Below are 9,120 nucleotides of genomic sequence, written 5' to 3'. Positions count from 1 at the left end.
GGGGAAGGTAGGGCGGGTCGGTCGCGGGTGAGGGCGTGGGGGCCATGCCAAGGTCGCGGGCGCTGGTGCTGGGGGACAGCCAGGCGTTTTTGCGTTCGGCAGCGGTTCCCAACGGGGACGTCCTCCTCGTGGCGGCCTATGGGAGACCGGTAGACCTCGGGGGAGGGCCCCTGCCCTTCGACCGTGTCGTACAGTAGAAGTCGACTTCCACACCCGGGCCGTGCTAAGCGGCCGCCGCCTTCTGGGCGCTTCGTGGCCCTGAAGGGCGAGGCTGTGCTGAAGCGTCGGCGTGCGGTGTCCCCGCCCGCAGGCGGCCAACCCCTCGAATTTTCTCTCTTGAGGAGTTGCACCCCCATGACACCCACCGTTTCACCGATGAACGCCCTCTGGAAGGGCGTCACCGGCACGGCCGCCCGGGTCTTCGGACTCCTGGCCGTCCTTGCCGGTAGCACCGCCCGCGCCAGCGAGGCGGACCTCGTCCTCCCGGACTTCACCTCCCAGACGTTCATGAATGGCGCGCTCAACGGCTACCAGCTGCTGCTGGCTGGCATCGCCGTGTGCGTGCTCGGCCTCGGCTTCGGGTTCCTCCAGTACGGCCAGCTCAAGAAGCTGCCCGTGCACCGGGCGATGCTGGAGATCTCCGAGCTCATCTACGAGACGTGCAAGACGTACCTCATCACCCAGGGCAAGTTCATCCTCGGCCTGTGGGCGCTGCTGCTGGTGGTGATGGTCGGCTACTTCGGCTTCCTCCAGCACATGCTGAGCGAGGCCCCGGCCAAGCTCTTCGCCATCCTCCTGTTCAGCCTCGTCGGCATCGCGGGCAGCTACGGCGTGGCGTGGTTTGGCATCCGGGTGAACACCTTCGCCAACAGCCGCACCGCGTTCGCCTCCCTGCGCGGCAAGCCCTACCCCACCTACGCCATCCCCCTGCAGGCGGGTATGTCCATCGGCATGGTGCTCATCAGCACCGAGCTGCTGCTGATGCTCATCATCCTGCTCTTCGTCCCGCGCGACTTCGCGGGCCCGTGCTTCATCGGCTTCGCCATCGGAGAGTCGCTGGGCGCCAGCGTGCTGCGCATCGCGGGTGGCATCTTCACGAAGATCGCCGACATCGGCTCGGACCTGATGAAGATCGTCTTTAAGATCAAGGAAGACGACGCGCGCAACCCGGGCGTGATCGCCGACTGCACGGGCGACAACGCGGGCGACAGCGTGGGCCCCTCGGCGGACGGCTTCGAGACCTACGGCGTGACGGGCGTGGCGCTCATCACCTTCATCCTGCTGGCGGTGCCCCCGGCCTTCCAGGTGCAGCTGCTGGTGTGGATCTTCGTGATGCGCATCGTGATGGTGCTGGCCAGTCTGCTGTCCTACGGCATCAACGAGCTGATCCAGAGCAACAAGTACAAGAACGTGGACAAGATGAACTTCGAGCACCCCCTGACGTTCCTGGTGTGGCTCACCTCCATCGTGTCCGTGGGCCTCACCTTCGTGGTCAGCTACCTGCTCATCCCCGACCTGGCCGGTGACGGCTCGCTGTGGTGGAAGATGTCGCTGATCATCACCTGCGGCACGCTGGCAGGCGCCATCATCCCGGAGGCGATCAAGGTCTTCACCTCCACCGACAGCCGCCACGTGCGCGAGGTGGTGACGGCCAGCCGCGAGGGTGGCCCCAGCCTCAACGTCATCTCCGGCCTGGTGGCCGGCAACTTCTCCGCCTACTGGATGGGCATCATCATCGCGGGGCTGATGGGCCTGGCCTTCTGGGTGAGCACGTATGTGCCATTGACGCTGATGCTGGCCCCGGCGGTGTTCGCGTTTGGCCTGGTGGCATTCGGCTTCCTGGGCATGGGCCCGGTCACCATCGCGGTGGACAGCTATGGCCCGGTGACGGACAACGCACAGAGCGTGTACGAGCTGTCGCTGATCGAGAACGTCCCCAACGTGAAGGAGGAAGTGAACAAGGACTTCGGCTTCACTCCGGACTTCGAGAAGGGCAAGCAGTACCTGGAGGAGAACGACGGCGCGGGCAACACGTTCAAGGCCACGGCCAAGCCGGTGCTCATCGGCACCGCGGTGGTAGGCGCCACGACGATGATCTTCTCCATCATCGTGCTGCTGGTGGGCACGGAGACGGTGAACGGCATCCTGTCGCTCAAGACCGAGGGCCTGGGCAAGCTGTCGCTGCTGCACGCTCCCTTCCTGCTAGGCCTGGTGACGGGCGGCTCGGTCATCTACTGGTTCTGCGGCGCCTCCATGCAGGCGGTGTCCACGGGCGCCTACCGCGCGGTGGAGTTCATCAAGAAGAACATCAAGCTGGAGGGAGTGGAGAAGGCGAGCGTGGAGGACTCGAAGCGCGTGGTGGAGATCTGCACCCAGTACGCGCAGAAGGGCATGCTCAACATCTTCCTGGGCGTCTTCTTCAGCACCCTGGCGTTCGCCTGCGCCGAGCCGTACTTCTTCATCGGCTACCTGATCTCGATCGCCATCTTCGGCCTGTACCAGGCCGTGTTCATGGCGAACGCGGGCGGCGCATGGGACAACGCGAAGAAGCTGGTGGAGACGGAGCTGCACGCCAAGGGTACGGACCTGCACGCAGCCACGGTGGTGGGCGACACGGTGGGCGACCCGTTCAAGGACACCTCGTCCGTGGCGCTCAACCCGGTCATCAAGTTCACCACCCTGTTCGGCCTGCTCGCGGTGGAGATGGCGGTGGAGCTGAACAAGTCCGGCAACACCACGCTCACCCACGTGCTGTCCGGAGTGTTCTTCCTCCTCTCGGTCATCTTCGTGTACCGGTCGTTCTACAGCATGCGCATCGAAACGCCGATGCGGAGCGCGGCCGAAGGTAAGTAGCCCGTGAAGGGGGCGTAGGCCCCTGCCTCACGGAAGCCTCACGAGCGGCAGGGTGCCCCGGGTGCCCTGCCGCTCTGCTTTTCAGGGCCCCTCAGGGCCCGAGGCGGAAGGCGGGCGGGTCGATGCGGGTGGCCCGGCACTCAGGACAGGCGCCCGGGCGGGTGAAGCGCTTGCGGTCTCGGAAGACGAAGCCGCAGGCCAGGCACTCGGCGGGCAGCACCTCGAGCTTTCCTCCCAGCGCCTTGAGGGACTTCTCCAGGTGGACGAGGTGCTCGGCCACGTCCTTCTCCGGGATGCCCACCGCGGCCGAGAGCTCGCGCGCGGTGAGGCCCGGCTCCGGCGCGGCGGCGAGCGCTGCCTCGAGTGCGCCGCGCACGGTGGTGCCACGGGCCGGAGGGCCTCGATCGTTCATGCGCCCACGGGCCCCGGGTCCGTCATCCGCTCGTGGCCCAGGTGCATGCCGCTGCGGCAGCGGTAGTCCGTGACGAGCGCGCCCAGGAGGACGGCTGCCCCCGCCAGCACGTGCACCGCGGCGGCTCCGGGGGACCGGCGCGTGTAGCTGCCCACGAAGGGCGCGGCGATGACAGCCAGCCCCCAGCCATGATCCGCCAGCTCGTGCAGCTCAATGGGAAGGAGGCGGGAGAGACTGAGCCGGCTGTCCGTCAGCAGGGTGACGCCCACGAGCCCCAGGCCCAGCCCCAGGCCCACCCGCCGCGCCACGCCGCCCCTGGAGAACCGCCCCGCGACCGCGACCGCCAGACCTGCTGCGAGATCCAACAGCGAGTGGGCATCCTGAGGCAGCCAGCGGCGCAGCGGCAGTCCTCCCGCAAGAGGCCGGGAGAGGATGCCTGCCGCGGCGCTTCGATCCCAGATATGGCGCAGTGCGTAACCCCTCTCACATAAGAGGGGGACCCGCGGAGAATGCGTGTCTTGGAGAGGGTTTAGCTCCGCCATCCGAGCCTCCTGGAAGTTTTACTCTCAAAGCTATTCATGGCGCGCCCGGGCGAGGAGCCTTGTCCCCCCGCTTGTCTCGCTGGAATGCTCTCGCAAGGGTGTTCCTGTTTCGCATCTCTTACAGCCTATGCTGGTAGCCTCTCGACTTTCTGGAGAAGACGGGCTACGTCGCGCTCGCTCGGCTCGGGCTTCACCCGGTTCGGGCTTCAGAAGGGCGGCGGAAGCCGCCTCGCAACGAAAGAAGAAGGCTCATGGCAACAGGTACTGTGAAGTGGTTCAACGACGCGAAGGGCTTCGGTTTCATCACCCAGGATGGCGGCGGTGAGGACGTGTTCGTCCATCACTCCGCGATCAATATGGATGGCTTCCGCACGCTGGCCGAGGGCCAGAAGGTGCAGTTCGAGGTGACGAAGGGCCCCAAGGGCCTGCAGGCGCAGGACGTCCGCGCTGCCTGAGACACAAGCCCAGGTGATGTTCTGAAGCCCGGCCTCCTCGAAGGAGGTCGGGCTTTCGTTTTTCCGCAGTCAGGCCCTGCGTCGTACGCGCGTCGCTGCGCATGGAGACTATCGCCGTCAGCCCGTGAAGACATCGTCGGATCGGGTCCTGCGTCGCGCGTCTCTGCTCCTGGCATACCCAGACATGGGCGGGGTTCAACTCCCCACGGGGGCCTCGGGGACCAGCGCTCTCGGGCGCACCGAGCGGCGGGCCATGCGGGCGAAGAGTCCCCGCCCGCTCACCGGGCTCCTCCGAGGTCTCCGCTTTCTTCCTGAAAGGATGCGCGCATGACCCACGTCCTCCTCGCAGTGGTGCTGCTGCTCGCGGTGCTGTTGACCGCCCGGTTCGTGGTGCGCAAGACCGTGGTCCCCGAGGGCCATGCCGGGCTCCTCTACACTCAGGGGCGCTACGAGCGGACGCTCAGCGCCGGGTTGTACTGGCTGTGGCGAGCCACCCAGCATGTGGAGCTCGTCGACCTGCGCCTTCGCAGCCTCACCGTGCCCGGCCAGGAGGTGCTCTGCCGAGACCAGGTGACGCTCAAGGTGAGCGTCGCGGTGCGCTATGCGGTGGTGGCGCCGGATGTGGCTCATCACCGGGTGCAGAGCTACACGGACCACCTCTACCTCGCAGTGCAGCTCGCCCTGCGGACGGAGGCGGGGCAGCACCCGCTGGAGGAGCTCATCTCGGGGCGGGTGGCGCTGAGCGAGGGGCTGCTCGCGCGGGTGGCCGAGCAGGCGCGGGGGATCGGGCTCGCGGTGGAGGCGGTGGAGCTCAAGGATGTGATGCTGCCGGCGGAGCTGCGGCGCGCCTTCGCCGAGGCGCTCAAGGCCCGGAAGGAGGGCCTGGCGACGCTGGAGAAGGCGCGCGGAGAGACGGCGGCGCTGCGAAGCCTGGCCAACGCGGCACGTATGGTGGAGCAGAGCCCGGCGCTCCTGCAGCTCCGCACGCTCCAGACACTCGGCAGCGCGAGCACGACTCCCGGTAACACCTTCGTGGTGGGCATGGGGCCGCACCTGTCGCTGCTGGGGCGCCGCCGGAGCGCCGCTGGCCCCACGGAGCCTGCTCCCGAGGGTGAGCCCGCTGCTGAGTAGACCTACGGCGCCCCGAGGAGCCAGGAGGACGTGTCAAGCGACTGGAAGCACAGGAGCTTTTCTGGGACGCTCCCATTGGCTCGGCAGTGCCTAGCGAATCCATCCCACAAGCTTGGAAGCCCTTTCCGTCAGCACTCGGCTGGACGCACTCATGTTGTACCTTCCCCCTTGCGCCGCCCGAGCGCTGGCTGCCTCCCATGCGCCTGCCCCGCCTTCCCCGCGTCATCGGCTTCGATGATGGCCCCTTCCAGCGCCGCCCTGGCGCCGTCGTGCCCGTGGTGGGCGTGGTGTGCAGCGGCACTCGCTTTGAGGGGCTCGTCTGGGGGCGCGTGCGCAAGGATGGGTGGACTGCGACGCAGGAGGTGTGCCGACTGCTGGAGGGCGGCAAGTTCCTCCCGCAGATCCACCTGGTGCTGCTGGATGGCATTGCCTTCGGTGGCTTCAACGTGGTGGACCTGCCCGCTCTGGCGGCCCGCCTGAAGCGTCCGTGTGTGGCGGTGATGCGACGCATGCCGGACCTGGCCGCGGTGGAGCGGGCGCTTCGGCGGCTCCCGCGTGCGGAGCAGCGGTTGGCGTTATTGAAGCGGGCGGGGCCCATTCATCAGCTCGGTGGCTTCACCTTCCAGGTGCAGGGCGCGGAGCCTGCCGAGGTGGCAGAGGCCCTCGCACACGTGACCGACCGGGGCCTCGTCCCGGAGCCACTGCGGCTGGCTCACCTCATCGGCTCCGCGGTAGTGACGGGCGAGAGCAGCCACCGGGCATAGCCCTTCGCGTGCTCCGCCCATGCGCCTGAGCCCGCCCGCTGCGCCTCCGCTCCGAGCTTGCCGGGAGCCACCCGCCGGGCGCAGCCTGCGCCAACCTGTCTGCTTGTCTGACAGGTTCATTCCGGGCGCCGCCGCTAGCAGGCCCACCCCGAATCGCCGGCCTGGGAAGAGGGGCAGGGCTCGCGCCCGAAGGGCCTCAGCCCAGAGTCGCCCGGGCATTGCGGAACAGGCGCATCCACGGCCCGTCCTCACCCCAGTCGCTCGGGTGCCATGAGTGCTGCACGGTCCGGTGTACCCGCTCCGGGTGCGGCATCATCAGCGTGAAGCGCCCGTCCTCCGTCGTCAGCCCGCAGATGCCGAAGGGAGAGCCATTCGGGTTTGCCGGGTACGTCTCCGTCACCCGCCCGTGGTTGTCCACGAAGCGCGCCGTCACCAGCCCCAGCTTGTTCACCCGTGCCGCCTCCTCCGCGCTCGGGAACTCCGCGAAGCCCTCGCCGTGAGAGACGGCGATGGGCAGCTGGCTGCCCGCCATGCCCTTGAAGAACAGCGAGGGGCTCTCCGCCACCTCCACCAGCGACAGCCGCGCCTCGAACTGCTCCGAGGCGTTGCGCACGAAGCGCGGGAAGTGCCCCGCGCCCGGGATCATGTCCTTGAGCTGCGCCATCATCTGGCAGCCGTTGCAGATGCCCAGGCCGAAGCTGTCCGGGCGCGCGAAGAAGGCAGCGAACTCGTCCCTCGTGCGCGCATTGAAGCGGATGGACTTCGCCCAGCCGCCGCCCGCGCCCAGCACGTCCCCGTAGGAGAAGCCACCGCACGCCAGCACGCCCGCGAAGTCCTTCAGCGACACGCGCCCGGCGATCAGCTCGCTCATGTGCACGTCCACCGCCGTGAAGCCCGCGCGCGTGAAGGCCGCCGCCATCTCCATCTGGCTGTTTACCCCCTGCTCGCGCAGCACCGCCACCCGAGGCCTCGCGCCCTTGGCGATGAAGGGTGCCGCTACGTCCTCCTTCGGATCGAACGTGAGCCGCGGTGAGAGGCCCGGGTCATTCGCGTCGCACTTCGCGGCGTACTCCTCCTCCGCGCAGCGCGGGTTGTCCCGCAGCTTCTGCAGCTCGTAGCTGACGCGGGACCAGTACTGGCGCAGCGCCATCGTCTGCACTGCGAGCAGCGTCTTCTCCCCCTGTCGCAGGCGCACCTCCAGCTCCGCCCGAGGCCGCCCCAGCTCGTGGCCCTGTGCGCCCAGCCCATGCCGCGCCAGCGCCTCTCTCACGGACCCCAGGTCCGCCGCGCGCACCTGCAGCACCGCCCCCAGCTCCTCGTTGAAGAGCGCCGGGATGGCCTGTGCTCCCAGCGCCGCCACATCCACGTCCAGCCCACAGTGGCCGGCGAAGGCCATCTCGGCCAGCGTCGCCAGCAGGCCACCGTCCGAGCGATCGTGGTACGCCAGCACCCGCCCAGCCTCATTCAGCTCCTGCAGGGCCGCGAAGAAGCCGCGCAGCAGCGCTGGATCCTCCACGTCCGGGCTCTCCGTCCCCACCTGCTCGTAGACCTGCGCCAGCACGGAGCCACCCAGGCGCTGCCGCCCCCGCGCCAGATCGACGAAGAGCAGCCGCGTGTCCTCGCGCAGCTCCCGGAGCTGGGGCGTCAGCGACTTCCGCACGTCGCGCACTGGCGCGAACGCCGAGACGATGAGCGACACCGGCGCCACCACGGCCTTGCGCACGCCCTGCTCTTCCCACACGGTGCGCATGGACATGGAGTCCTTGCCCACCGGGATGGTGAGCCCCAGCGCCGGACACAGTTCCATCCCCACCGCGTGCACTGCCGCGTAGAGGTTGGCGTCCTCTCCCGGGCTGCCCGCCGCCGCCATCCAGTTGGCGGACAGCTTCACGTCCGACAGCCGCTCGATCCGCGCCGCGGCGATGTTCGTCAGCGCCTCCCCCACCGCCATCCGCGCCGAGGCCGCCGCGTCGATGAGCGCCAGCGGCGTCCGCTCGCCCATGGCCATGGCCTCGCCCGTGTGGCTGGTGATCGTCGTCAGCGTCACCGCGCAGTCCGCCACCGGCACCTGCCACGGGCCCACCATCTGATCGCGGCTCGTCTGCCCCGACACCGTCCGGTCCCCAATGGTGATGAGGAAGGACTTGTCCCCCACCGTCGGGTGCTCCAGCACCCGCGCCACCATGTCCCCCAGCTCCGCTCCTTCCAGCTTCAGCGGCGCGTGGGTGAGCGGGCGCGACTTCACGTCCCGGTGCATGCGCGGCGGCTTGCCAAAGAGCACGTCCATCGGCAGATCGATGGGCATGTTGCCGAAGTGCCAGTCCCCCAGCTTCAGCACCTGCTCGACCGTGGCCTCGCCCAGCACCGAGTAGGGCGCGCGCTCCCGCTCGCACAGGGCAGCGAAGCGCTCCAGGTCCTCCGGTGCCACCGCGAGCACGTAGCGCTCCTGCGCCTCGTTGCACCAGATCTCTACCGGGGACATGCCCGGCTCGGCGTTGGGAATGGTCCTCAGCTCGAAGTACCCGCCCAGCCCGTTGTCGTGCACCAGCTCCGGCACCGCGTTGGACAGGCCGCCCGCGCCCACGTCATGAATGGACCGGATGGGGTTCGTCTCCCCCATCGCCCAGCAGCGGTCGATGACCTCCTGACAGCGCCGCTCCATCTCCGCGTTGTCCCGCTGCACCGAGGCGAAGTCCAGGTCCGCCGCGCTCGCCCCCTGTGCCATGGAGGAGGCCGCGCCACCGCCCAGGCCGATGAGCATCGCCGGCCCACCCAGCACGATGATCTTGTCCCCGGCCCGCAGCTTCCCCTTCTGCACGTCCGGGGCGCGGATGTTGCCCAGGCCTCCGGCGATCATGATGGGCTTGTGGTAGCCACGCACCTCCATGCCCTCAGGCGTGGGCACCTGTGCCTCGAAGCTGCGGAAGTAGCCACACAGGTTCGGCCGGCCGAACTCGTTGTTG

7 protein-coding genes are annotated in these 9,120 nt (G+C 68.5%); 4 read left to right on the top strand and 3 right to left on the bottom strand.

Features of this window, described 5'->3' with window-relative positions:
* Positions 1-354 precede the first annotated feature (354 nt).
* Positions 355-2,853 (top strand): sodium-translocating pyrophosphatase, encoded by a 2,499-nt coding sequence (locus VD972_RS12605; RefSeq protein WP_324985891.1) that lies wholly within the window; start codon positions 355-357, stop codon positions 2,851-2,853.
* Between the two features lie 91 nt (positions 2,854-2,944).
* Here the strand turns inward: VD972_RS12605 and VD972_RS12600 are convergent, their stop codons facing one another.
* Positions 2,945-3,265, bottom strand: a complete 321-nt coding sequence (locus tag VD972_RS12600) for a transcriptional regulator (RefSeq protein ID WP_324985888.1) — start codon at positions 3,263-3,265, stop codon at positions 2,945-2,947.
* Positions 3,262-3,630, bottom strand: a complete 369-nt coding sequence (locus VD972_RS12595; protein ID WP_324985885.1) for a hypothetical protein — start codon at positions 3,628-3,630, stop codon at positions 3,262-3,264. Before VD972_RS12595 ends, VD972_RS12600 begins: the two co-directional genes overlap by 4 nt.
* A gap of 428 nt (positions 3,631-4,058) precedes the next feature.
* Between VD972_RS12595 and VD972_RS12590 the strand changes: the two genes are divergently transcribed.
* From VD972_RS12590 to VD972_RS12580, 3 genes are all read left to right on the top strand, one after another.
* Positions 4,059-4,262 carry a cold-shock protein gene (locus VD972_RS12590; protein ID WP_324985882.1) on the top strand — a complete coding sequence of 68 codons (204 nt, stop codon included), beginning with the start codon at positions 4,059-4,061 and terminating at the stop codon, positions 4,260-4,262.
* Between the two features lie 327 nt (positions 4,263-4,589).
* On the top strand, positions 4,590-5,393 hold the full coding sequence (locus VD972_RS12585; RefSeq protein WP_324985878.1) for a slipin family protein: 804 nt from the start codon (positions 4,590-4,592) through the stop codon (positions 5,391-5,393).
* A gap of 197 nt (positions 5,394-5,590) precedes the next feature.
* Positions 5,591-6,157 carry a DUF99 family protein gene (locus VD972_RS12580; protein WP_324985875.1) on the top strand — a complete coding sequence of 189 codons (567 nt, stop codon included), beginning with the start codon at positions 5,591-5,593 and terminating at the stop codon, positions 6,155-6,157.
* Positions 6,158-6,353: 196 nt separating this feature from the next.
* Here VD972_RS12580 and purL read toward each other — a convergent pair.
* A partial coding sequence (gene purL, locus VD972_RS12575) for a phosphoribosylformylglycinamidine synthase (RefSeq protein ID WP_324985872.1) occupies positions 6,354-9,120 on the bottom strand: 2,767 nt, incomplete at its 5' end.

This window comes from Hyalangium sp., assembly GCF_035629615.1.
Lineage (GTDB): Bacteria > Myxococcota > Myxococcia > Myxococcales > Myxococcaceae > Hyalangium.
Note: the sequence above shows the minus strand (reverse complement) of the source record. Positions and strands in the feature narration are given on the sequence as shown.

What these genes read in the sequence shown, in the direction of transcription:
- VD972_RS12590 (WP_324985882.1), top strand. Translation starts at nt 4,059, where the DNA reads ATGGCAACAGGTACTGTGAAGTGGTTCAACGACGCGAAGGGCTTCGGT.
- VD972_RS12605 (WP_324985891.1), top strand. Translation starts at nt 355, where the DNA reads ATGACACCCACCGTTTCACCGATGAACGCCCTCTGGAAGGGCGTCACC.
- VD972_RS12580 (WP_324985875.1), top strand. Translation starts at nt 5,591, where the DNA reads ATGCGCCTGCCCCGCCTTCCCCGCGTCATCGGCTTCGATGATGGCCCC.
- VD972_RS12600 (WP_324985888.1), bottom strand. Translation starts at nt 3,265, where the DNA reads ATGAACGATCGAGGCCCTCCGGCCCGTGGCACCACCGTGCGCGGCGCA.
- VD972_RS12585 (WP_324985878.1), top strand. Translation starts at nt 4,590, where the DNA reads ATGACCCACGTCCTCCTCGCAGTGGTGCTGCTGCTCGCGGTGCTGTTG.